The 25631-nt window shown below is 32.4% G+C and carries 21 protein-coding genes; 18 read left to right on the top strand and 3 right to left on the bottom strand.

The features are described from left to right. Position 1 precedes the first annotated feature (1 nt). The 15 genes from RF683_RS04045 to fsa all read left to right on the top strand — a co-directional run bounded on the left by RF683_RS04045 (position 2) and on the right by fsa (position 19084). Positions 2-1999, top strand: a complete 1998-nt coding sequence (locus RF683_RS04045; protein WP_309532919.1) for a reverse transcriptase domain-containing protein — start codon at positions 2-4, stop codon at positions 1997-1999. A 10-nt stretch (positions 2000-2009) separates the two neighbouring features. Then, entirely contained in the window at positions 2010-3170 is a 1161-nt protein-coding gene (locus RF683_RS04050) for a restriction endonuclease subunit S (RefSeq protein WP_309532920.1), read from the top strand. Positions 3171-3236: 66 nt separating this feature from the next. After that, positions 3237-6236 carry a type I restriction endonuclease subunit R gene (locus RF683_RS04055; protein ID WP_309532921.1) on the top strand — a complete coding sequence of 1000 codons (3000 nt, stop codon included), beginning with the start codon at positions 3237-3239 and terminating at the stop codon, positions 6234-6236. Positions 6237-6243: 7 nt separating this feature from the next. Next, positions 6244-6735, top strand: a complete 492-nt coding sequence (locus tag RF683_RS04060; RefSeq protein ID WP_309532922.1) for a hypothetical protein — start codon at positions 6244-6246, stop codon at positions 6733-6735. Positions 6736-6911: 176 nt separating this feature from the next. Continuing rightward, positions 6912-7205 carry a GIY-YIG nuclease family protein gene (locus RF683_RS04065; RefSeq protein WP_309532923.1) on the top strand — a complete coding sequence of 98 codons (294 nt, stop codon included), beginning with the start codon at positions 6912-6914 and terminating at the stop codon, positions 7203-7205. Between the two features lie 555 nt (positions 7206-7760). Further along, a complete protein-coding gene (locus RF683_RS04070; RefSeq protein WP_309532924.1) occupies positions 7761-8489 on the top strand; it encodes a DUF6088 family protein in 729 nt (242 codons plus the stop codon). Continuing rightward, on the top strand, positions 8486-9481 hold the full coding sequence (locus tag RF683_RS04075; protein ID WP_309532925.1) for a nucleotidyl transferase AbiEii/AbiGii toxin family protein: 996 nt from the start codon (positions 8486-8488) through the stop codon (positions 9479-9481). Before RF683_RS04070 ends, RF683_RS04075 begins: the two co-directional genes overlap by 4 nt. A gap of 57 nt (positions 9482-9538) precedes the next feature. Beyond that, the gene (locus RF683_RS04080; protein WP_309532926.1) at positions 9539-9823 is read left to right on the top strand and encodes an SOS response-associated peptidase family protein; all 285 of its coding nucleotides are present in this window, start codon (positions 9539-9541) and stop codon (positions 9821-9823) included. 124 nt (positions 9824-9947) lie between these two features. Next, positions 9948-11753, top strand: a complete 1806-nt coding sequence (locus tag RF683_RS04085) for a DUF1800 domain-containing protein (RefSeq protein ID WP_309532927.1) — start codon at positions 9948-9950, stop codon at positions 11751-11753. Between the two features lie 92 nt (positions 11754-11845). Next, complete coding sequence (locus RF683_RS04090) at positions 11846-13459, top strand: DUF1501 domain-containing protein (protein ID WP_309532928.1); 1614 nt, start codon at positions 11846-11848, stop codon at positions 13457-13459. 434 nt (positions 13460-13893) lie between these two features. Beyond that, the gene (locus RF683_RS04095; protein ID WP_309532929.1) at positions 13894-15342 is read left to right on the top strand and encodes an MBOAT family O-acyltransferase; all 1449 of its coding nucleotides are present in this window, start codon (positions 13894-13896) and stop codon (positions 15340-15342) included. A 34-nt stretch (positions 15343-15376) separates the two neighbouring features. Beyond that, positions 15377-16246: a hypothetical protein gene (locus tag RF683_RS04100; RefSeq protein WP_309532930.1), complete on the top strand. Its 870-nt coding sequence runs from the start codon at positions 15377-15379 to the stop codon at positions 16244-16246. A gap of 111 nt (positions 16247-16357) precedes the next feature. Beyond that, positions 16358-17230 (top strand): DUF3667 domain-containing protein, encoded by an 873-nt coding sequence (locus RF683_RS04105; RefSeq protein ID WP_309532931.1) that lies wholly within the window; start codon positions 16358-16360, stop codon positions 17228-17230. Between the two features lie 5 nt (positions 17231-17235). Beyond that, positions 17236-18042 carry an SDR family oxidoreductase gene (locus tag RF683_RS04110; RefSeq protein ID WP_309532932.1) on the top strand — a complete coding sequence of 269 codons (807 nt, stop codon included), beginning with the start codon at positions 17236-17238 and terminating at the stop codon, positions 18040-18042. Positions 18043-18427: 385 nt separating this feature from the next. Further along, a complete protein-coding gene (gene fsa / locus RF683_RS04115; RefSeq protein ID WP_309532933.1) occupies positions 18428-19084 on the top strand; it encodes a fructose-6-phosphate aldolase in 657 nt (218 codons plus the stop codon). Positions 19085-19156: 72 nt separating this feature from the next. Here the strand turns inward: fsa and RF683_RS04120 are convergent, their stop codons facing one another. Continuing rightward, the gene (locus tag RF683_RS04120) at positions 19157-20563 is read right to left on the bottom strand and encodes a TlpA family protein disulfide reductase (RefSeq protein ID WP_309532934.1); all 1407 of its coding nucleotides are present in this window, start codon (positions 20561-20563) and stop codon (positions 19157-19159) included. 180 nt (positions 20564-20743) lie between these two features. On the opposite strand from RF683_RS04120, the gene RF683_RS04125 reads away from it, so the two are divergent. Beyond that, the gene (locus RF683_RS04125; RefSeq protein ID WP_309532935.1) at positions 20744-22360 is read left to right on the top strand and encodes an ABC-F family ATP-binding cassette domain-containing protein; all 1617 of its coding nucleotides are present in this window, start codon (positions 20744-20746) and stop codon (positions 22358-22360) included. A gap of 245 nt (positions 22361-22605) precedes the next feature. Here the strand turns inward: RF683_RS04125 and trmD are convergent, their stop codons facing one another. Together trmD and RF683_RS04135 are read right to left on the bottom strand one after the other, a co-directional pair. Continuing rightward, complete coding sequence (trmD, locus tag RF683_RS04130; protein WP_309532936.1) at positions 22606-23283, bottom strand: tRNA (guanosine(37)-N1)-methyltransferase TrmD; 678 nt, start codon at positions 23281-23283, stop codon at positions 22606-22608. A 17-nt stretch (positions 23284-23300) separates the two neighbouring features. After that, positions 23301-24098, bottom strand: coding sequence for a class I SAM-dependent methyltransferase (locus RF683_RS04135; protein ID WP_309532937.1), 798 nt, complete (start codon positions 24096-24098; stop codon positions 23301-23303). A 72-nt stretch (positions 24099-24170) separates the two neighbouring features. Between RF683_RS04135 and RF683_RS04140 the strand changes: the two genes are divergently transcribed. After that, positions 24171-25103 (top strand): peptidylprolyl isomerase, encoded by a 933-nt coding sequence (locus RF683_RS04140; protein WP_309532938.1) that lies wholly within the window; start codon positions 24171-24173, stop codon positions 25101-25103. Between the two features lie 196 nt (positions 25104-25299). Further along, positions 25300-25587 carry a c-type cytochrome gene (locus RF683_RS04145; RefSeq protein ID WP_309532939.1) on the top strand — a complete coding sequence of 96 codons (288 nt, stop codon included), beginning with the start codon at positions 25300-25302 and terminating at the stop codon, positions 25585-25587. Positions 25588-25631 lie beyond the last annotated feature (44 nt).

Raw genomic sequence — 25631 nt, forward strand, 5'->3', positions numbered from 1 at the left:
TATGCCTAGAAATTTTAATTTAGGATTTTATATCAAACAAGAGCATATATCAAAAGCTGTAGACTTGTTGAGTTTGCAATTATCTCAGACAAACCCTTTATATAATGTTTCAGATTTATCTATTTACAAAAATGATACAACTCCAATTGAAATTGAAAAGTTTTATCAGGAATATGTAAAAAGAGATGCGTTTTATTATTTTCAAAATAAATTTTTCTCACTAAGTTACTATAATATTCAAAGAGCTTATAAGATAAGAGAATTTCATTTTCTTTCTAAAGATTTACTTGTAATGTATTATTCTCTAGGTTTTTATATTTATGAATTATTAGAAAAGTATATTAATGACATAATTGAATTATCTTCAAAAAAATCTTTTAAAACATTTTATGGCGGAAGAATAAATTTTGAAAATCCTAATAATTCAAATATTTTTTACTATCAAGACTATCAAGAATTTTTAAAACTAAAAGAAAAATACACAGAGCCAGTTGAAGGTAAGATTAAATATGTAATTTCATTAGATATTAAAACATTTTTTTATAGTATTGATCATCAACTTTTATTAGAAATTATTGATAGGAAATCCAATCCAACATCTAAGAAAAAGAATAATTATGATGATTACTCTAAAGAAGCTATAGAGTTTTTTTTTAAATTTATAATGGCAGATACAAAAGGTTTACCAGTATCATCTCAAAACATTTTTTCAAGTTTTTTAAGTTCAATTTATTTATCTGATTTTGATGAGTTCATAGTTGATAATTTTTTAAATAATGAGAAGTTTAAATATTTAAGATATGTTGATGATTTTTATTTAATTTTTGAAGAAGATTCTGAAAGGAATACAAGAGAAATTAGAGAAGAAATCTATACAATTGAGAATAAAATAGCTGATTTTTTAATTGATAAATTAAAACTTTCAGTAAGTACATCAAAATCAGACCGTACTATTATTAAAGATATAAATGATCAAATTGATTTTTTAAAATTAACTGGTTTTGAAAGTCCTTTTGAACAAGAGTTTGATGAAGATTTTTTAAATGATTCTATTTTAAAAATAGATATTGAAAATAAAAAAGCACCAGAAATATTTGATAATTGTATTGATATACTTGTCTCATTAAAACAACAAACCAATCAATTATCTCAGCTTGAAATTGATAATAAAGATTCTGCTTTTTTAAATTACATTTTGATTCACAAAGAATGTTTGAATTATTCAAAAAGTAAAGAAGCGATTAATAAAATTATAGAATCCCAAATATTTAGTGATTTTGAATGTTTAGACTTCATATTAATAAAAAACAAGGTAATACTTCATTTATTAACAATTGATAAGGAAATAAGATTAAGTTTCTTTGAATCTTTAAAGAACTCTTTTTCAAATAATAATAGTATTACTCAAAAAGTTTCGGTTTTAGATAAATTTTTGCATCAAATACAATTTTTAATTGGTCAACTTAAAGATGCTAAAAAAGAAGAATTAGAAAAAGAGTATGCTTATTTTATCTCTGAATCAAGGAAAATACTTTCTAATTTGATTCAATTAGAAAATAAATATTTTTCAATTTTATTCAAGAGTATTGGTGATTCATTTCAACTTAATAATTTCAGACCAATTTATGATTCTGCTTTTTTATCAGATGATAATTGTGTGGCATTAATACAACAAATCAAACAAAGAGTTGTTGGTGAAAAATTAGGTTTTTATAATGTATGTTTTAATCATTTTTTAAATGAGTTTCAATATTTTTTTGAAATTAAACATATGGACTCTAAGGAAGTAACTTCTTTAGAAATTAAAAACAAAATGAATGATTTAGGTCACAAATTAGCGGAAGTAAAATTCATAACTGATTTTTTTGAAAGAAGAAACCAAAATTCAATTTCTCATACAAATAAGCCAGATATTGGTTTTTGGGGAGTAAGCAAACAAGAATATTTACATTACAATGAAAACTTGTTACCTATTATTGAAAAAATATATTTATCATAAAATACAATAAATGTCAAACAACTGGAAAACATATAAACTCGGAGATATTGCTAACTTTTCATATGGGAAAATGCCCAAAAAAGAACTTTTAGGAAAAGGGATTTATCCAACTTATTCAGGATATAAATATCAGTACAAATATTCAGAATATAATTGCAGTAAAGGTGATATTATTATTGTTGCTAGAGGTGTTGGTGGTACAGGTGACGTAAAGATTGTGAAAGAGAATTGTTTTTTGACTAATCTTTCTATAAAAATTGATTTAAATCAAAAAAATGTAGAAAATAAGTTTTTTTACTATAATTATTTTTTGAATACATTAAGATATTTAGACAGTGGTTCAGCACAATCTCAAATAACAATTAATGATTTAAATAAATTAGAGATTAAACTTCCACCACTCCAAGAACAAAAATCTATCGCCGCCATCCTTTCCACCATCGACGACAAAATCGAAAACAACCTAGCCATCAACAAAACCTTAGAAGAAATGGCTATGGCATTATACAAACACTGGTTTGTTGATTTTGGTCCGTTTCAAGACGGTGAATTTGTAGAAAGCGAGTTAGGAAGGATTCCTAAGGGTTGGGAGGTGAAGAGTGTATATGACATTGCGAATTATGTCAATGGAGCTGCTTTTAAACCAAGTGAGCTTGTCGATGAAGGAAAATATGTTATTAAGATTTCTGAGTTAAATGGTGGCATAACAAAAAACACTGGTAAATCAACCAAAGAAGTTAAACAAGAACAAATTATAAATAATGGTTCGGTTTTATTTTCATGGTCTGCTACACTTGATATTTTTCTTTGGGATAAAGGAGAAGCTTTATTAAATCAACATATTTTTAATGTATTACCTAATGGTAGTTTATCAATTGAAACTCTTTATTTTTTATTAAAAAATATTATTGCTCATTTTAAAGCTATTGCCGCTGATAGAGCAACAACAATGGGACATATTAAATTAAGTCATCTAAAAGAAACTTTTTTAGCTATTCCAAATGAAATTCACAAACAAGAATTTCAAAAAATAATTGAGCCAATTTTTAATCAAATTTTAGAAAATCTAACCGAAAACCAAACCCTAACCCAATTGCGCGATACCTTATTGCCTAAGTTAATTAGTGGTGAGGTGCGGTTGAAGGAGTTTAGGGAATCAATTACGAATTAAAAATTACGAATTATGAATGTGTTAAGCTATTTAACATAATTCGTAATTCATCATTCATAATTATATATGACAACAGAAGCCAAAATAGAACAAGCTACCATCGATTGGTTAACCGATTTAGGGTATAGCCACATACACGGCACTACGTTTACGTTTCCAGAAAACGAAGTGGTAGATAAAACTACGTTGTTAGCGTTTATACAACAACAGCATCCGCATTTGCCTGCGGAGTTGTATCCGTTAATTGTGGCGGAGTTTGTAAACAATAAAGGCGCTGATTTGTTGTATCGCAACCGTGATTTTCATTTAAAACTAACCAAAGGGTTAGATTACGAATATCAAGACGCTAACGGTAACGAAAAAGCCGTTCACGTGTATCCTATAGATTTTCAAAACCCTGAAAACAATACTTTTTGGGTAGTGAATCAATTGAGTATTAAAGGCAAAAACAAACGCCGTCCTGATGTGATTGTGTATGTAAATGGTTTACCTTTAATCGTTTTTGAATTAAAAAATTGGTTTGATGAAAATACCAATTTACAAGAAGCATTCAATCAAATCCAACATTACACCAAAGATATTCCGTTGTTGTTTGAATACAATGTAGCCACTATAGTAAGCGATGGTAACGAAGCCCAACACGGTATGTTCAACGCTTCCAACGAATGGTATGCGGCTTGGAAAAGTATAAACGGGACTACCATAGTAGAAGACGATTTTCAGATGCATACCTTGTTATTCGGTTTGTTTCCAAAAGAACGCTTACTGAATTACATTAAAAACTTTGTCTTTTTTGAAGACCACAATGGGACACTGATTAAAAAAGGCGCAAAATACCACCAATTCTTTGGGGTGAACTTTGCAGTTGAAGCCGCTAAAAAAGCCATTCGTCCTTATGGCGATGGGCGTATTGGGGTCATTTGGCACACACAAGGAAGCGGAAAAAGTATTTCGATGGCGATTTACGCAGGTATCTTACGAAGCTTACCCGAATTAAAAAATCCAACCATCGTAGTACAAGTAGATAGAAGTGATTTGGATTTTCAATTGTATGAAAACTTTGTATTAGCTAAAGACTTAGTAGGCGATGTACAACATGCCGATTCTACCGATGATTTAAGACGTTTGCTTTCTACAGGAAGTGGTGGCGTTATTTTTACCACAATTGAAAAGTTCCGTTTGAAATCAAGTAATGAAGATTCTTTAGGAGAATTAGAACATCCCATTTTATCGGAACGTGAAAACATCATTGTCATGGCTGATGAAGCCCACCGAACGCAATATGGTTTGTTAGATGGTTTTGCTTCTAATTTGCGTAAAGCCTTACCTAATGCTTCGTTTATAGGATTCACAGGAACGCCAGTAGATAGCAAAGATGCCGATACGCAAGAAGTGTTTGGAGAAACCATTCACGTGTACGACATCAAACAAGCCGTAGATGATAAAGCAACAGTTCCTATTTATTACGAACCCCGTTTAGCCAAGTTGCATTTAGCGAATGAAAATTTAGATTCGGATGTAGATTTACTAACTTGGGAACAAGAAGATAGTGGCAACTTAAAATGGGCTGCTTTAGAAGATGCCGCAGGTTCACAAGAACGTGTAGAAAAGATTGCTAAAGATATATTGAGTCATTTTACTAAGCGTACCGAAACCTTACCAGGAAAAGCTATGATTGTGTGTATGAGCCGAAGAAATAGCGTGAAAATGTATGAGGCTTTATCGCAATTAGAAGGCTGTCCTGAAATTGCGGTGGTAATGACAGGAAATATTTCTAAAGACCCAGTAGCATGGAATCCGCATATTAGAACACAAGAAGCTACCGAAGCGTTAAAGAAACGTTTTAGAAATCCGAAAGACCCGTTGCAAATTGTTATTGTTCGTGATATGTGGTTAACAGGATTTGATGCGCCTTGTGTGCATACGATGTATGTAGATAAGATTATGAAAGGGCATAATCTAATGCAAGCCATTACCAGAACCAACCGTGTATTTAAAGATAAACCTTCGGGAGTTATTGTAGATTACATCGGTATTGGCGACCAATTAAGAAAAGCAACCGATAAATATACAGGTGGCGGTGGAAAAGGAGAACCTACCATTGATATGGAACAGGCTTTAAATATGTTCTTCAATCAAGTGGAAGCTTGTAAAAATATGTTACCCGAGACTATTGATTACAGTCAGTGGAAAGCTTTACGTGAAAGTGATAAAATGTTGTTGGTAAAACAAGCTTTAAACGCTTTATTGAAATATGATGAAGTTGCCGACCAATTTATGATGGAAGAAAAGAAATTGACTGGTTTGTTATCCATTGTAAAATCGCAACCCGAAATTCAGGAATTTGCCATTGATATTTTGTTTTCGCAACACGTTTCAAAAGCCATACGAAATGCTAAAACGGTAAAAGGAAATGGTAGAGCCACTCAAAACGAAATCAAGGAATTGATTAGTAGAAGTATTGAATCGGATGATATTATTGATGTATTTGCCATGGCAGGTATTGAGAAAGCCGATATTTCTATTTTAGATGAGCAATTCTTATTGGGCGTTAAAAAAGATAAAGACAGCATTGCCATTAAGATTGAGCTTTTAAAGAATATTTTGAAAGACGAAATTAGAATGCGTTTGCCTCAGAATATTAAAAAATACACATCGCTAAAAGAAGAATTAGAAAAAGTCATTGACCGTTACCACGCCAATGCAATTGATTCGTACACCACAATTGCAGAATTAGTAGAACGTGCTAAGGAAATGCAAGACGAAGACAAACGTAAATCGGAATTAGGTTTGTCGGATGAAGAGTTAGCGTTCTATGATATTTTAGCGGCAAAAAAAGACATCATCAACGAAGCGGGTCCTATTCAAGACGTGGTTCACAACGTAGTAAAAGCCGTAAAAAGCAACCTACAAATCGACTGGACAAACAAAGAAGATGCTAAGGCAGCAATCAGACTAGCCGTTAAAAAAGAGTTGCGTGGGAAAGTAAGTATTTTAGAATTAAATGCTATTCTTCAAGAAATCATGGAACAAGCAGAAGGACAGTATAAAGAGTGGAGGGCTTAGAAAAAACATGAAAAAGATAATAGCCAATACTAATGAAATTACCTTATATTGTTTTCTTGGAGAAGCATTGTTAAAAATTCAAATAGTAGAACAAGCTTTAAGTTATTCAATTACTATTAAAATGAATCCTGACGAAACAAAAGAAAAAGCTGATGCGTTTTTAAAAAAACAGCAGCGTTATACTTTAGGTACCGCAATTAAAATTGCAATAGAAAAGAAATTTTTTGATTCGGATATTGAAAAGGAGTTAAGTACTTTTATAGAGCAAAGAAATTGGTTGGTTCACAATGTATTAATTGGAAATGAAGAAGATTTCAACTCGGGAAAAATAAAAGAAGCGTTATTTCAAAAAATTAAATCTATTTCGGATAAAGCAGAAAGTATTCAATATTTAATTGAGAATGATATAATAGAGTTTTGTTCTTCTAAAGGACAAGATATGTCAAAGATTAAAGAATTACTACAATTACAAGAAAAAGGAATAAGAGTTAGTAACTAACATTATTTTTTTCAAATCTTCGCCGCTCGTGTGCGAAACGAAGTTTAGTGGAGTGAAACAGTGGCTTCGACAAGCTCAGCCACCGTTTTGAGAAGTCAGCCATCATTTCCTGTTGTTGCCTGAGGGACTCGAAGGCAACAACAGAGCACTCGAAGCCACCATTTAATTGATTAATTATGAAAGGATACATGTACATACTTTTATGTTCTGATGGTAGTTATTATACGGGTAGTACTATAGATTTAGAACGAAGATTAGAACAGCATCAAAATGGTGAGGGGGCTAATCATACCAAGAAGCGCTTACCTGTTACTCTTTTATATTATGAAGAATATTCTAGAATAGACGAGGCATTTTATCGAGAAAAACAAGTTCAGGGCTGGAGCAGAAAAAAGAAAGAATCCCTAATTGAAGGTAAAAGTGATTTGTTGCCTGAACTAGCAAAAGCATATAGGGATTTGAGAAAATAGTGGCTTCGAGAGCCTCAGCCACCCTTTCGAGTCCCGAAGAATCGTGATCAGCCACCGTTTACTGTTGTTGCCTTCGAGTACCTCAGGCAACAGTAATAGGCACTCGAAGGCAACAACAAGAGGTTATCGTTTGTCATTTCGACCTACGGGAGAAATCTTATAACGAGAGTAAAGGATGCGATTTAGCTTCGCTGAACTTACGTTTCTCCTGCGTAGAAATGACAAAAAAACATAACGCTTGTCAACCTGAACTTGTTTCAGGTTCTAATGAGATACAGGCTCGAGCAAAGAAAATAGGCGAAGCAAAAGAGTTTAAGAATGTTGAGCTCTTTCTTCAACTGGACTGAAAAGAATAGTAAAATCAATCAGAAAACCAGTCCATAGCGGTCGTGATAATAAAGATATGCTAGGTAATATTCTTTCATTAAAACCGTAAAAAAATAATTCCTTATGTAATTTATTATTATGATATAGTTTATACTGCATATATAATGTCAGGTAAATCATGGAAAAAACTTGACATTTAAAATAAAATCTTTATATTTGTTCCTGAATATGAAAGTAACAGATAAAATAACAGCTAAAATAAATCGAATAGATACAGGAGATGTATTCGGATATGATACACTTGGATTGACTTCAAATGAAATTATTGCTGGTGCTAAAGCATTAAGTCGATTAGTTGATAAAGGAGTTATAAAAAGAGCTAGAAAAGGTTTTTACTATAAGCCAAAAGTTACGGTATTTGGCGAACAAAAACCTAGAGAAGATGTTTTACTTTCGCTTTATTTGTTTGAGAAAAACAAACAAGTTGCCTATATTACTGGAACGAAATTGTATAATAGATTAGGTTTAACTACACAAGTCCCTAGTTCTATACGAGTGGCTTCATTAGACAAGCAAATTAAAGGTAAAGCAGGTAATATTGTGATTAAGCCAGCAAAAAGTTATGTGAAAGTAACTGCCGATACTGTAAAATATTTGGAACTATTGGATGTTATTAAAGATTTGAATACTATTCCAGACTTACAAAAAAGTGATGGACTTGTTTATTTAAAAAAAGTGATTTATAACTTCGAAGCCACAGAATTAAAAAAATTAATTACTTATGGTGTTGCTTATCCGCCAAAAGTTAGAGCTTTGCTTGGCGCGCTTTTGGAAGCAATGAATGTTAACACAACCAACCTTTCTTTATTGAAAAAATCGATAAATCCCTCAAGTAGTTATCAGTATGGAATTACTCCTAAAATGCTTTCGACTGTTAACTCTTGGAATATAGTATGATGAATTTACATTTAGATAAAAACAACTTTGAAGGTGCTATTGTAGCTGCTGCAAACTATTTTGGAATACCTGAGATTTTTATTGAAAAAGATTATTGGATTACATATGCATTGCATCAATTTTTTCATTCAGAAGTAAAAAAATTGATTGTTTTTAAAGGTGGTACTTCATTATCAAAATGCTATAATGTAATTCAACGATTTTCGGAAGATATTGATATTGTTGTTGTAAAAAATGATAGCGATAGCGGAAATGCTTTGAAAGAAAGATTAAAAGATGTTACTAATGTAATTGATAAATCTATCCTAGAAGTTGTACCAGATGACCCAAATACAAATAAAAAAGGTAGTATTAGAAAGATAATTTATTCTTTTCCGAAAGTTGGTGTAAAGGGAACTTATGGCGAAGTGAGAGAAAATATAGCATTGGAAGTTTCTCATGTGGGTAATACTGAACCCAATCATGTCAAAAAAATTGGAACATTGATTGCCGATTATATTAAAACAACTCCATCGACTGAATTAATAGCTCAATTTGGATTAGAAGATTTTGAAGTTAGAGCATTAGCTGTTGAACGTACTTTATGTGAGAAGATAATTAGTTTAGTTCGATTTTCATATACAGAAAATCCACTTGAAGATTTAGCTAATAAAGTTCGTCATACTTATGATTTAACGCTGTTAATGAAGTTTGATAACATCAAGGACTTTGTTAATTCCGCTTTATTTGACACCATGTTGCTACAAGTTGCTAAAGATGATGACAAAGCAATACCTAACGATAAAAATTGGTTGTACAACCACCCGATGAATGCGCTAATTTTTAGTAAAACTGAGATGGTTTGGAATACTTTGAAAAAGGTTTACTCTAGCTCAAAATTCAATGAACTCCTTATTGGTAAAATAAAGCCGCCCACAGAAAATGAGGTTTTTGAAACTTTAGTATTTCTTTCTAAACGAATAGAAGAAATTGAGTGGGATATTAAAGAGTAAATAGTAGAAAATAACATTCTATTTTCTACTATAAAACATAATTAGCATGTACTTATATTGGTACTACTATTAAAAAAGAAGACGCAATTTACGATATACTCACAAGAAGATGAATTGTTTGCTATGGCTGGATTGTATACAACCGCGCTAGTTGCTGACCAGCCGTATCATTCTTTTACGATGGTTACAACGCAGGCCACAGATATTATGACTTACATTCACAATACTAAAAACCGTATGCCTGTTGTTTTGCAAAAAGGGGCAGAGGCAGCTTGGTTAGATGCTTCAATACCTGTTTCGGAATTTAAAGATAATTATCAAGCTAAATTGGTGGGGTTTTGAGTGTTTATTGCTGCGCAGCAAATTCTTTACACTAAAATAAAGTAATAGTACTTGATTTAGTTTTTGTATTAAACTTTTTTTTATTTTTACTATCTAATTGGTTTTTAATCCCCTACATTTTATTATGAGTGTAAACAAATCACGAAGACAGTTATTTAAAAATCTATTTCTACCTCATTCAGTTAGTGAAGATCCCTTGTTTAAAAAATATAAGCGTAAAAATTATCGCGGTAGGCGTTTTCAGTCGAGTACTAGTAATGAAGTAGATAGGATAGGAGCTATTACGAGTGGTTTGACGCCCTATTCGGGTGCATGGAATACTTCTAATGTGCTTCATCTTCTTCGTAGAACACAATTTGGGATTACCTATTCAGATGTAAGCGGTTTAGCAAGTTTAGGCATGCAAGCTGCAGTGAATACACTTTTGAATATCCCCGTTTCAACTATTACACCACCTGTGAATTATTATCAAAATATTTTTGCTGATGAAGGTAATATAAGTTATGGTAGTGATTGGACCCAACATGCATTTAATTCAAATACGGTTGGAAGTACTACCAATTTATACCGAATGAATGGCGTTTCCTATTGGAACATTGGATTAGGATTAAATCAGTCGTTGACAATAAGAGAGAAAATGACTTGGTTTTGGTACCATTTGATTCCAGTAGATTTTGGTACGATTAGAGCATCACAAAATGCATATTGTGCAACAAATTCGGCACGTATATCGTATGAATACCTGCAAAATTTTAGAACCAATGCTTTGGGTAATTTTAAGACTTTAATTCGCTCTATTGCTACGCAACCCGCTATGATGTATTATTTAAATAATCAAGCAAATACAACTACGGCACCTGATGAAAATTTTGCTAGAGAAATAATGGAATTATTTACTTTAGGAAAAGATCCATTAAGTCAGTTCACGGAATCTGATGTTGTTGCTGCGGCAAAAGTTTTAACAGGATGGCGGGTTCAAAATTTAAATACTCATCCTACAACCACCTCTTTTGTTTCTTCAATACATGATACTAGTACCAAAACATTTTCATCCTTTTTTAACAATGCTACAATTACAAACAATGGTAGTGCCGAATTAGACGCTTTCATTGATTTGCTCTTTTCAAAGTCACAAGTAGTTTCGGAGTATATTTGCAGAAGATTGTATCGTTATTTTGTTTATTATGATATTGATGCTAATATTGAAGCCAATGTTATTGTTCCTTTAGCCCAACATTTTGTGGCTCATAATTGGGAAATTGCGCCCGTATTAGATAAGTTATTTAAGAGTCAGCATTTTTATGATATGGCAAATTATGGTGTTTGTATTAAATCGCCTTTTGATTTGGTTTTAGGTAGTTTGCGTACGTTTAATATTAACTGTAATGTAGCTAATCCTTTAAATTTCCAAGCTCAATATTATGTTTGGGCATCATTACATTCAACTTATTTAGCGCCTATGGATCAAACTATGGGTGCCGTTCCAAATGTAGCAGGATGGCCAGCTTATTATCAGAATCCGAATTTTCATGAATATTGGATCAATTCAAACACAATTCAGAAACGCGCTGCCTTTATAGATGCAATTTTTAATGGTTATACCTTAACATATAATGGATTGTCGACTAGGATTGAAGTTGATGTAATTGCATGGGTTTCTCAATTTTCACCTACAATTGTAGCTGATCCAGACGCATTAGTGAATGAATGTATTGCATATTTACTTCCGGTAGATTTAAGTGCCAGTGTGAAATCTAATTTAAAAACACAAAATTTATTATCGAATCAAACTAATAATAGTTATTGGACTACAGCATGGTTAAATTACACTGGAAATCCATCAAATGCGTCTTTTACGTCTATTGTTAAATCTAGATTGAAAAGTTTACTCGTAGCGATTACACAATTAGCAGAATATCAACTTATGTAAGTATATGAAATCGCCATTAACAACAAGTTTGCGTAAGCAATCACCAATAAATAAAAGTGATAACATATATGTCCACTAACTAATTAACTTTTATGAAAAGAAGAGCATTTATAAAGACTGCAGCATTAGCATCAACTCCTTTACTTTTAAGAGGATTTCCTGTTGTTGCTTCATCAGAACTAGATAGTTATGCACTTGACAGAATGGCTGCTGCTGCGGTTAATTGTGGAAGAATATTGGTTATCATTCAACAAAATGGAGGAAATGATGGTTTAAATACTGTTTTTCCATTAGATCAATGGAGTAATTTATTTAATGCTAGGTCCAATATTTTAATGAATCAATCTAGTGTTTTATCATTAAATGCAAATGATACCACAGGTTTGCATCCGGCAATGGGAGAGATGAGAAATTTGTATAATGATGGTAAAATGATGATTGTACAAGGTGTTTCGTATCCTAATCCTAATTATAGTCATTTTAGGGCAACAGATATTTGGTTTACAGCCTCCGGAAGTAATCAAACTCTTGATAGTGGCTGGCTGGGAAGAGCTTTAGATATTAAATATCCGAATTATCCTATGGCCTATCCATCTGCTGAGATGCCCGATCCATTAGCTATACAAATAGGTTCAGTTTTACCTTTTTCTCTACAAGGACCAAATATGAATATGGGTTATAGTGCCCCTGATCCGTCCACATTATTAAATGTAATCAACGGAATTACAGATCCTGCACCGAATTCTGATTATGGTCATGAATTGTCATTTTTACGCTTAATGAAAGATCAAAGTAATGTTTATAGAAGTGCAATTCAAACCGCTTATGCTGTTCCTTTAAATTCAGGAGTTACTTATCCAAGTGCTAACAAACTTGCTGATCAATTAAAAATAGTAGCACGATTGATTAATGGAGGGTTGCAAACACCTGTATATATTGTTAATCATCCAAGAACTCATGATACACATGAAAATCAGGTTGATAGTTTAGATAAAACACAAGGCGCACAAGCTATAAATTTGACTTTATTGTCACAAGCCATTGGTGCCTTTCAACAAGAAATTAGTTTCATAGGTAAAGAAGAAAAAGTAACTGGAATGACTTTTAGTGAATTTGGAAGACGCATTAAAAGTAATGCAAGTATGGGTACTGACCACGGATCAGGCGCTCCTGTTATCTTTTTTGGTGGTGCATTAAACACGAGTCCTTCCATGGTTGCTAATACTACTTATCCTGTTCCGGGCATGATAGGTAATTCGCCAGTTTTACCTACTAATGCTACAGTTTCTAATCAAGTTCCTATGCAATTTGATTACCGTCAGTTGTATACAACTGTAATGCAGGATTGGTTGTGTATGTCAGAAGACGAAGCTAATCAAGTACTGGGTGGCAATTATGTTAAATTACCTATTTTTAATCCTACTTTAATTAATTCCATAACTTTTGATGAAAACGATGCTATTCAAGTGGTTTTGTTTCCTAATCCTTCAACGGATGGTATAGTGAATTTAAAATTTGCGGATCCTGTTAAGTCTTCAATTCAGTTTACAATTTATTCATTGAATGGTAGTTTAATTGAAAACGTGATTCTTTATGTAAACGAAACTTTAGCAACATTATCATTAGGACATTTAGCTGCTGGTACTTATATATTGGCTATTGATTGGAATGGTAAAATGGTTTATAAGAAATTTATTTTGCAATAAAGAATTTTATTACTTATGGGTAATGGCTTCTCGATACGCTCCGCTACTCGAAGGGACGGGGAGTTTATAATTAAGAATTAAGAATTACGATTGAATAAGGAATGATGATCCTTCGACAGGCTCAGGATACTACATTACTATTCACTTTACGATTGAACACGGAATAACGAATGTTGAAGGGGGTGAGTCTCAGTCTCAGTGTTAAAAGTTTCAGGTTTCAAGTTTAGCTTCGCTCCGTTCGGCTTCGCCTCGGGTCAGGTTTAGCTTCGTTCTGTTCCGCTTCGTCTCGGGTCAAGTTGTAACACCTAACACCTAACACCTAACACCTAACACCTAATACCTAACACCTAATACCTAACACGTAATTCGTAATTGATATTGGGTTGCTGGTAAAAAATATGTATGTTTGTATAGTATTACATTAGAACTACTATATGCTATTTAACTCCATAGCGTTTGCTTGTTTTTTGCCTGTTATTTTTGTGCTGTATTGGTTTGTAACTGCGCGAAAATTAATGGTGCAAAATGCTATGCTGGTGGTGGCAAGTTACTTTTTTTATGCGTGCTGGGATTGGCGGTTTTTGTTTTTATTACTGTTTTCTACGGCATTAGATTACATTTCTGGGTTACAAATGAGTACTTCTAAAAATGAAGTAACTAAAAAATTTTGGTTTGTGTTAAGTATTGTTGTAAACCTTGGTTTTTTAGGAGTTATCAAATATTATGATTTTTTTGCAACTTCGTTCGTGAGTTTATTTCATTCCTTTGGAATTTCCCTTACTATACAAACGCTGCATATTATCCTACCCGTGGGGATTTCGTTTTATACGTTTCACGGACTTTCTTATATCATTGATTGTTATAAAAACAGAATAGAGCCCGAACGTAACCTTGTAAATTATGCTTTATTTGTGAGTTTTTTTCCATTGTTAGTAGCAGGGCCTATAGAACGTGCTACGCATTTATTGCCTCAATTGAAAAAGCCTCGTATATTTAAGTACGACCAAGCCGTTTTAGGATTGCAGCAAATGCTTTGGGGGTTGTTTAAAAAGATTGTTATTGCCGACCAATGTGCTGTTATTGTTCAGGATATATTTACACATACAGAAGTATATTCGGGGAGTACGTTATTTGTAGGAGCGGTATTTTTTGCTTTTCAAATATATGGTGATTTTTCAGGCTATTCAGATATAGCGCTGGGAGTGGCTAAATTATTTGGTATAGATTTATTAAAAAACTTTAATTACCCTTATTTTTCAAGAGATATTGCTGAATTTTGGCGAAGATGGCACATTTCACTTTCATCTTGGTTTAAAGACTATGTGTATGTTCCGTTAGGAGGAAATAGAGGAACACAGTGGCAAACGGCACGTAATGTGTTGGTTATTTTTATAATCAGTGGTTTTTGGCATGGAGCCAATTGGACTTTTATATGTTGGGGATTGTTACATGCGTTGTATATTTTGCCTTCTATTTTACATCGCACTCATAAAAATTTTTCTGAAATAGTTGCTGAAGGATCAGTTTTTCCATCGCTTCGTGAATTAATTCAAATGGGAATCACGTTTGTATGGGTTACACTAGCTTGGATTTTTTTTAGAGCCGAGAATGTTACACAAGCTTTTCAAATTATAGAAACTGTATTTTCACATTCGTTTTTTCAAATACCTGAATTCAATGGAAAGTGGCATGCTTTGACAACTCTTTTATGGATTTTAGTCTGTATGAGTCTGGAATGGTGGAATAGAAAACATGATTTTGGTTTAGTTCAATTAGGTTCGGTAAAATACAGAACCATTCGATGGAGTGTTTATTATGTAATCCTTTTTTTAATTGTTTATTTTGCGGGTGCACCCCAACAATTTATTTATTTTCAGTTTTAGTATGAAGCGTTTTGGTTTACATAATGTTTGGTTTATGCTTCCAGTGTGTTTTATTGCTGTGGTACTAGAATTTGCATTGCGCAATATTCCAAATGATTATAAGGTAAAACACCATTATTTGGATGCGCATGCAGAAGAAGTAGAAGTATTGTTTTTAGGAAGTTCGCATATGTATTATGGTGTGAATCCTGCGTTTATTTCTAAAAATAGTTTTAATGCCGCTTATGTGTCTCAATCTATCGATTTTGATTTAGCGATACTAAAAAAGTATGAAAAACAATTGAAGAAACTACACTATCTTGTTGTTCCAGTAGATTATTTTACGTTGTATAATTCTTTAGAACTAAGTGATGAGTCTTGGCGAATAAAAAATTATGCGTTGTATTATGAATTGGATAATTTGCCTTTCAAATATCATTTTGAACTAATAAATGGGAAGTTTGAATTTGCCGTTAAACGTTTGGCTTATTATTTTAAATCTGAAACGCCAATTACCTGTAATGAACTTGGTTTTGGAACGGCTTATAAAGCATACAAAAGTTTGGAGTTAGTAGAGAATGGTAAATTAGCTGCTAAAAGGCATACGGCTGCCAAAAATAAATCTAATCAAAAATTGCAAAATGTTTTGCATAAGTTCGTAGAATTTACGGAACAGAATCAAATTAAGTTAGTTTTAGTTACATGTCCAGCTTATTCATCCTATACAAATCATTTAAAAAAGGCGCAACTTCATGAAATGTACAAGGTTATTTGTGACGCTCAAAAAGGACATTCAAATGTGTTGTATTTTGATTTTTTAAAGCACAAAAGCTTTAATGCTTCAGATTTTTTTGATGGAGACCACCTAAATGATAGAGGCGCCAAGAAGTTTTCGTTGTTATTGAATGCGATTTGGGAACAGTAAGGAATAAAGATTGCTTTGAAAATTTTCACTATCTCAACAAATTTATACGTATTAAAGATTAGTTTATGGATAGTCAATAGGTTTTTTGTAGTTTTACACAAAATTAGTTTTATGGGGAAAAGTAATTTGAGAGATTCAAAAGTTTGTGAAAATTGTGGGGCTTCTGTAGCTGTTCGTTTTTGTTCTACTTGTGGGCAAGAGAATAAACCAACGAAACAATCATTTCATTATTTGTTTACACATTTTTTAGAAGATTTAACGCATTATGATAATGGCTTTTGGAAGTCTCTTAAATTTCTTTTATACAAACCTTTTGAACTGACTCATACTTATTTAAAAGGGAAAAGAAAAATGTTTGTACCTCCCGTTAAATTATTCATTTTTATCAATTTTTTGACCTTTCTTATTTTTGGTCTGTTGCCAAGTGACTCTCCAGAAAAAGTTAGAATTGGTGTAATAGATACGGATAATGAAAAAAAAATAGAGAATGCTAATACTTCAAAACTAGAGGGTGTATCAGAACTAATTGTTGAATATAATCCTGAGTTACTTAAAAAGTATACTATACATGAAATAGGTGAAAAGTTTATTGAAAATGTTAAACATTATTTTCCTAAAGTATTGTTTCTATATTTACCATTTTTTGCCTTTGTTCTTTGGCTATTTCATAATAAAAAAAAATGGTGGTATTTTGAGCATGGTGTATATACATTGCATTTTTTTTCATCAATATTGTTGCTGTTATCGATAAACGCAATAGTAACGTTTGTATTTGACGAATTGAATTTATCAATTTTAAGCGGACTTTTTGCATTCCTAACATTCTTGTATATAGTTTATGTGTTTTTTCATTCACATCATCTCATGTATTTACAATCAAGATGGGTTTCTCATAGTAAAGCAGTAGTGATTTTGTTCATTAACTTTTTTATTATGATTTTTTTAATGTTGTCGTTATTTTGGTTTTCATTTATAATGTTGTAACGTTTATGTCTAAAGTTGTTTTAATTACAGGAGGTTCATCCGGGATAGGTAGAATGGTTGGTGTGTTTTTACATGAAAAAGGGTATAAGGTTTATGGGACAAGTAGAATGCCTGATGCGGTTCTTGATTCACCGTTTCCTTTAGTGGCTTTAGATGTACGTAATGTAAATTCTATACAAACTTGTGTGGCAAATGTAATTGCTGAAGCAGGTACTATTGATGTGTTAATCAATAATGCTGGGGTTGGTATTACTGGTCCGTTAGAAGAAATTCCGATAGAAGCTATAAAAGATAATTTTGAAACCAATTTATTTGGTCCTATTGAAATGATAAAAGCTGTGTTGCCTTTTATGCGTGAGCAACAAAGCGGTTTAATTATTAACGTTACTTCAATTGCAGGTTATATGGGATTGCCATTTAGAAGTGTATATTCTTCTTCTAAAGGAGCCTTGGAAGTCCTTACTGAAGCTATTCGAATGGAAGTAAAACCATTTGGAATTGATATAACTAATGTGGCTCCAGGTGATTTTGCCACCGATATTGCTTCCAGACGATTTCATGCGCCAGTTGTAAAAGGTTCGCCCTATGAAACAGTCTATGCAGCACAATTAGATAAGTTGAATGCACATGTTTCTATTGGCAGTGATCCAATAGAAATGGCTGTAGCTATTTATCAAATAATCAAAACAAAAAATCCAAAAATTCATTATAAAGTAGGCGCATTTATGCAAAAATTTTCAATTGTTTTAAAACGTATTTTGCCTGATACCGTTTATGAAAAAATGTTGATGAATCATTATGGCTTGAAGTAGGGATTAGTTATTAGTTATTAGTGATGGGTAATGGGTAATGGGTAATGGGAGTTTTCAGTCTCAGTGGTTAGTATTAAAAGTTTAGCTTCGCTCTGTTCGGCTTCGCCTCGGGTCAGGTTTCAAGTTTAGCTTCGCTCCGTTCGGCTTCGCCTCGGGTCAAGTTGTAACTCCTAACTCTAAACTCGTAAATCCCAAATCGTAATTGGTGATTAGTTAATAGTTGTAACTCCCAACTCCTAACTTCTTTTCCAATTAGTAAATTAAATATTTTATAGATGTGAAAATTTCAATTGTTAGTTGTAATTAGATTTCTTACTTTTGTAACACAATTAATCCTGAGCTTGTCGAAGGACAAAACAACACACAACACATAAATTAAACTCACATGAAATTTTTTATTGACACAGCAAATTTAGCTGAAATTAAAGAAGCACAAGCTTTAGGTGTATTAGATGGTGTAACTACTAATCCGTCATTAATGGCTAAAGAAGGTATTACAGGTAAAAATAATATCTTGAAACATTATGTAGACATTTGTAATATAGTAGAAGGCGACGTAAGTGCTGAGGTAATTGCTACTGATTATGAAGGTATGATTAAAGAAGGGGAAGAGTTAGCAGAATTACATGAACAAATTGTAGTTAAAATTCCTATGACAAAAGACGGCATCAGAGCATGTAAATATTTTTCTGATAACGACATAAAAACAAATGTAACTTTAGTTTTCTCAGCAGGACAAGCTTTATTAGCGGCCAAAGCTGGTGCTACCTATGTATCGCCGTTTTTAGGTAGATTAGATGATATTTCAACTGACGGATTGAATTTGATTGATGAAATTCGATTGATTTATGATAATTATGCATTTGATACGCAAATATTAGCTGCTTCTGTGCGTCATACGATGCATGTAGTTAATTGTGCAAAAATAGGAGCAGATGTTATGACAGGACCTTTGTCGTCAATCTTGGGGTTATTAAAACATCCCTTAACCGATAGTGGATTGGCTCAGTTTTTAGCCGATTATGCTAAAGGCAATAAGTAAAAAATAGCACTATGTTAAAATAATAAAAGCCAGAATTAATTCTGGCTTTTTTCGTATTTAAGAGTTAGAAATTTAATCTTTTAGTTGGTCTTCAAAATTAACATCAAACAAACTTACAAATGCATTTTTAATAGTGCCGTTTGCATTAATAATCATCGTTCTATGGATTTTATTAATGATCCATTTTTCTTTAAGTTCTTCAAAATTTGAAGTGTGTAATTCAAATGCAGGTTCAAAAGTATGCTTGTTTAATTCGGTTTGCCAATCGTTTGTGTTTTCATCTACATTGATAGCTACAAATTGATAGGTTGGATATTTAGCCTTTAATTCGGCTATTTTCTTGTGTGCAAAAACGGCATGTGATTCAGATTCTTTTGTCCAAAAAAACAATACGGTTTTTTGCTTTATAGCTGATGGTAAAAGTACTTTATTACCTTTTGTATCTGTAAGTGTTAGCTCTGGTAATTTGGCATGTTCGTGTAATTTATGAATTTTTTTTGCGGTAGCCATGATTTGTTTTTTCAATTTTTCATCGGTGGCTATTTTAGCATATAAATTAAAAAATTTAGTATTGTTTTCTGTGCATTGGTCAGACAACAAATACATATTCGCAATATTGTTAACGACTAAATTTTTAACATGGTTGTTTTTTATTAATTTATCTGCGATTTCTAACTTAAGGATATTATTTTTCAAAGACATTTCATCGTCCATTGTTTTAGATTGTGTTAACACCATATTGTTTAGTAAAGCGGTTACATAATTTACAAAGGGCGAATAGTTAACTAATGCTGATTCGTTCAAATCTATTGCTTTTCGGTAATTGTAGTAATCAGCAGGTAGCTTGTTTTTTATGGTGTTACCCGTTCTAAATTCATGGGCAATAGGATAGACTTCTTTTTTATATGCGTTATTTAATTCTACACTAGCCAATGCTAATTTATCAAATTCGGCACCCCATTTTATAAATGCTTTTCGTTTTAAGTATAATGATTTTGCTTTATTGTAACTGTTTTTGCAACTTTTCTCAAAATATGTTACATTTTTTTCATAGGCTTCAAACAGGGCATTTCTATCTGCTTCATTTTGAAGGTATAATTCCATTAAAAAATTGTTTTTTTCATCACCCCGTCCACAAAAAACGAGTGAATTGTCAAAGTCATTTGCGTTTAATTGAATAAGTAAGCTATCGTTTTTTTCAAAATAAACATACTGGTATTCGGGTTCATTTTTGAAGCTATAAAGTCCTGGAGTTAATGAATCAAATTTGTGAAAAAAGCGGTTGTTTTTATCTAAATGAAAAGTGTCAATAACTTGATCTCCTTTCATGAAAATCAAATAGTTGTTTTTTGGATTTTCTATTTCGCCGCCAAAATACGCAGTGTAATCTTCTTGGTTAAATTGATCTTTACAAGAGAATAGGGTTACACCCAATATTGACACTAAAAAATATATAAAATAAGAGTATTTTTTTTGCATAGATTTTTGTTAATACGGAAACAAATATATTGGATAACCTTATTCACTATTGTTAATGTAGCGTTAAAAAACAATTCTTTAGATTGTAATTAGATGTAAATGATGAATTGGCTTAAAAAATAACGCAATTAGTCAATCGTTTTTGTTACTTTTGCCACAATTTTAAAAGAATACGATACAATGCTTACAATTTCAAATTTATCCGTTCAATTTGGTAAAAGAATTTTATTTGATGAGGTGAATACCACATTCACTCAAGGAAATTGCTATGGAATTATTGGTGCTAACGGTGCTGGTAAATCTACTTTTATGAAAATTATAGCTGGAGAAATGGATCCTACGTCAGGTAGAGTTATTTTAGAACCTGGGAAACGTATGTCAGTTTTAAACCAAAACCACAATATGTTTGATGAGCATACGGTTTTAGAGACTGTTTTGATAGGAAACAAAGTATTGCATGCTATTAAACAAGAAATGGACGCGTTATATCTTGATTATACAGATGAAAATGCAGAACGTATAGGTGAATTGCAATTGCAGTTTGATGAAATGAACGGCTGGAATGCAGAAAGTGATGCCGCTACGTTGTTGTCAAATTTAGAAATAGGTCCCGAATTTCATTATACCTTAATGGGTGAAATGGATGGAAAATTAAAAGTACGTGTATTATTAGCGCAGGCATTATTTGGTAATCCAGATGTATTGATTATGGATGAGCCAACAAATGACTTGGATTTTGAAACGATTGGTTGGTTAGAAAATTTCCTTGCAAACTATGAAAATACCGTTTTAGTTGTATCGCATGACCGTCACTTTTTAGACGCAGTTTGTACTCATATTTCTGATATTGATTTTGGAAAAATAACGCATTACTCAGGAAATTATACGTTTTGGTATGAATCTTCACAATTAGCTGCCCGTCAACGTGCTCAACAGAACAAAAAAGCGGAAGAAAAGAAAGCTGAATTAGAAGAGTTTATTCGTCGTTTTAGCGCCAACGTAGCCAAATCTAAACAAGCTACTTCACGTAAAAAAATGATTGAAAAATTAAACTTAGAAGAAATTAAGCCTTCAAGTAGAAGATATCCCGCTATTATTTTTGACCAAGATAGAGAAGCAGGTGACCAAATATTAAATGTACAAAACTTAAGTGCATCAATTGATGGAGAAGTTTTATTCACAAAAGTTGATTTAAATATGGCAAAAGGCGATAAAGTTGTTGTTTTTTCAAAAGATTCTAGAGCAACAACTGCTTTTTATGAAATTTTAAATGATAAAATTAAAGCTGACTCAGGTACAGTAGAGTGGGGTATTACTACTACGCAGTCTTACTTACCTGTTGAAAATCATGAATTTTTTACAAGCGATTTAAATTTAGTAGATTGGTTACGCCAATGGGCTAAAACAGAAGAAGAACGTGATGAAGTATATGTGCGTGGCTTTTTAGGAAAAATGATTTTTTCGGGAGAGGAAGCGTTGAAAAAATGTAATGTATTGTCGGGTGGAGAAAAAGTGCGTTGTATGTTATCTCGTATGATGATGATAAGAGCGAATGTGTTGATGCTTGATGAGCCAACAAATCACTTGGACTTAGAGTCTATTACTGCATTTAATAACTCCTTGAAGAATTTTAAAGGATCAGTATTATTTACCACACATGACCACGAGTTTGCTCAAACGGTTGGAAATAGAATCGTTGAATTAACTCCAAAGGGTGTAATTGATAGATACATGACTTTTGATGAATATTTAGAAGATGAAAAAATTAAAGAATTAAGAGCGCAAATGTATGCTTAATGGGTGATAGGTGATGGGTAATTGGTAATGGGTAATTGGTAATGGGAGTTTTCAGTCTCAGTCTCAGTTGGGAGTAATTAGTATATTGTTATTTCTGAATTCTAAACTCGTAAATCCCAAATCGTAATTTGTAAAAAGTGATTAGTGATTAGTGAAAAGTAATAACTCTTCATACTCTAAGCTCTAAACTCTAAACTCTAAACTCCCAAATCGTAATTCGTAATTGTTTTTGCAATGGGATTTTTTTATTCTTCTAATAAATCGGGTCGTCTTGTTTTAGTATGTTCGTACGCTTTTTGTTCGCGCCATTTTTCAATTTCAGGAAAATTACCACTTAATAAAATATCAGGGACACTAAGCCCTTTATAATTTGCTGGTCTAGTATATATAGGATGTGATAACAAATTATCCTGAAAACTATCTGTTAATGCTGAAGTTTCATCACTAAGTACACCTGGAATCAAACGAATAATGGCATCGCAAAATACGATAGCTCCAATTTCACCCCCGCTCAATACATAATCACCTATAGATATTTCTTTTGTAATGTGTAAATCACGTACACGTTGATCAACACCTTTATAATGCCCACATAAAATGATAATGTTTCCTAATAGGGACAAACTGTTTGCCATTTTTTGATGAAGCGTTTCTCCGTCTGGTGTCATGTAAATGATTTCGTCATACTTTCTTTCATTTTTAAGTTTAGAAATACATAAATCAATTGGTTCAACACTCATAACCATACCTGCACCACCGCCAAATTGGTAATCGTCTACATTTTTGTGTTTATTCGTACTATAGTCACGAAGGTTGTGGAAATGAACTTCTACCAACTCTTTTTGAATGGCACGTTTCATGATAGAACCTTCAAAAGGGCTTCGCATTAATTCTGGTAAAACGGTAATAATATCTATTCGCATGAGGCAAAGATAATAGATTATTTTTTAGTAGCCGATAACGAATACACCATTGGAATCTTATTTTTCAAATGCTTGATTCGGAATTTATTTGGTTCAAATTCTTCTGTTTTATTAAAACAATTGTATGGCGAATAATCAAATTCATTGAAGGAGTTCAGTTTTAATCCGTTAGTAATTAACGCATTTAATAGTTCCGATGTAGGATGGTTCCATGTAATGGTTTGTGCAGAAATTTCGGCGTATCTATCTGCGTAGGTACCTGATTCATCTTCAATAATTTCTTCAGTATTAAAATAATTGTAAAAAACTTCTTTAAAATCATTATCAAACATCCATACTATTGGATGAAAATCAGCCATAATAAATTTTCCATTTGGTTTTAAGAAATGAGAAATTACTTTAGCCCATTTGTCAAGATTAGGAAACCAACCAATCGTGCCATAACTGGTAAAAACAATATCGAATTTTTCATCCAAATGATTTTGTAACTCATAAATATCACAACAAATAAAAGTCGCGTCTAACTTCAATTGTTTGTTGATTTCTTTTGCTTTTTCAATTGCTTTGTCTGAAAAATCTACTCCGGTTGCCAAAGCGCCTAATCTTGAAAAACTCATTGTATCTTGCCCAAAATGACATTGTAAGTGCAATATTTTTTTACCTTTAACATCACCAAGTAAATCCAGTTCAATTGAATTTAAGGTTGATTTTCCTCTTAGAAAACCTTCCATATCATAAAAATCAGAGTTTATATGAACTTCTACTTTATTGTTCCAAGTTTCTTTGTTGACTTTTATGTAATCTTTTGTTTTCATGGTATTAATTTTTGTATATCAAATCTACTATTTATTTTGTAATTTTGCACTTTAAAATTAAAATTCATAACAATGGAAAACGGAATATACGCTAGATTTAATACCGCAAAAGGATCTATTTTAGTAAAATTAACTTATGATAAAACTCCTGGAACAGTGGGTAACTTTGTTGGATTGGCTGAAGGACAATTAGAAAATAATGCACATCCTATGGGAAAACCTTATTATAATGGAATGAAGTTTCACAGAGTTATTCCTGATTTTATGATACAAGGCGGATGTCCTCAAGGAACTGGGGTTGGTGGTCCTGGGTATCAGTTTGATGATGAATTTCATCCAGAATTGAAACATGATATTCCTGGTGTATTGTCAATGGCAAATGCAGGTCCCGGAACAAATGGTTCTCAATTCTTTATCACGCATGTGGAAACACCATGGTTGGATGGAAAACATACGGTTTTTGGTCATGTTGTAGAAGGACAAGATATTGTTGATGCGGTTGCACAAGGTGATATAATAGAAGCTATAGAAATTGTTCGAGTAGGTGATGCCGCTCAAAAATGGAATGCTATTGAAGCGTTTAGGACTTTTGAAGGTTCTAGAGAAAAACGATTAGCAGAGGAAAAAGAAAGAGCTGAACAAGCTTTAGAAAAATTAGCTGCTGGATTTCAAAAAACAGAAAGCGGGTTGCGTTACCAAATTATACAAAAGGGTAGTGGAAAACAAGCTGAAAAAGGTAAAAAAGTATCTGTTCATTATCAAGGCGCTTTAGATAACGGAATGGTGTTTGATTCATCATATAAAAGAAAAGAGCCTATAGACTTTACATTAGGTATTGGACAAGTTATTGAAGGATGGGATGAAGGTATTGCTTTACTTCAAGTAGGAGATAAAGCTCGTTTTGTTATCCCTTCTTATTTAGGTTATGGATCTAGAGGTGCTGGTGGTGTTATTCCTCCAGATGCAACTTTGGTTTTTGATGTTGAGTTGATGGATGTGAAGTAAGGTTAAAGGTAATGGGTAATGGGTGATGGGTGATGGGTAATGGGTAATGAAAGTTAGTACGCTTTTATTGTTTCAAAATCAAAATAATTCAATAATACAAACTAATCCTAGGGCAATTGTCTTAGGATTTTTTTATGTATTGTATGTGTAGTTTGAAAAAAAAGTGTAAGTTTGAATTCAATCATAAATTAAAACCATGCAAGTAAAGTATTTAGTAGCCAGTTTAGCCTTAGTAGTAACAATAGGTTGTGCCACAAAACAACAAGTGACAGAAGTCCCTAAACAACAATCGATTCAAGTTGCGGGAATACCTTTGAGTGAAGGTCAATATTTATATGAGTCAAAATGTGGAAGCTGTCATGAATTACACAGTCCTTCAAAATTTAAGACTGAAGAATGGAAGCCTATACTTTTAGATATGCAAAAGAAAGCAAAAATTACTGACGCACAACGAGAGCAAATTTTTGAGTATTTAATAAAATAAATAGCACACATAAATACTCATGAATCTAAGAAGTGAATTGTAAG

The organism is Flavobacterium sp. 20NA77.7 (genome assembly GCF_031326205.1).
GTDB classification, from domain to species: domain Bacteria; phylum Bacteroidota; class Bacteroidia; order Flavobacteriales; family Flavobacteriaceae; genus Flavobacterium; species Flavobacterium nakdongensis.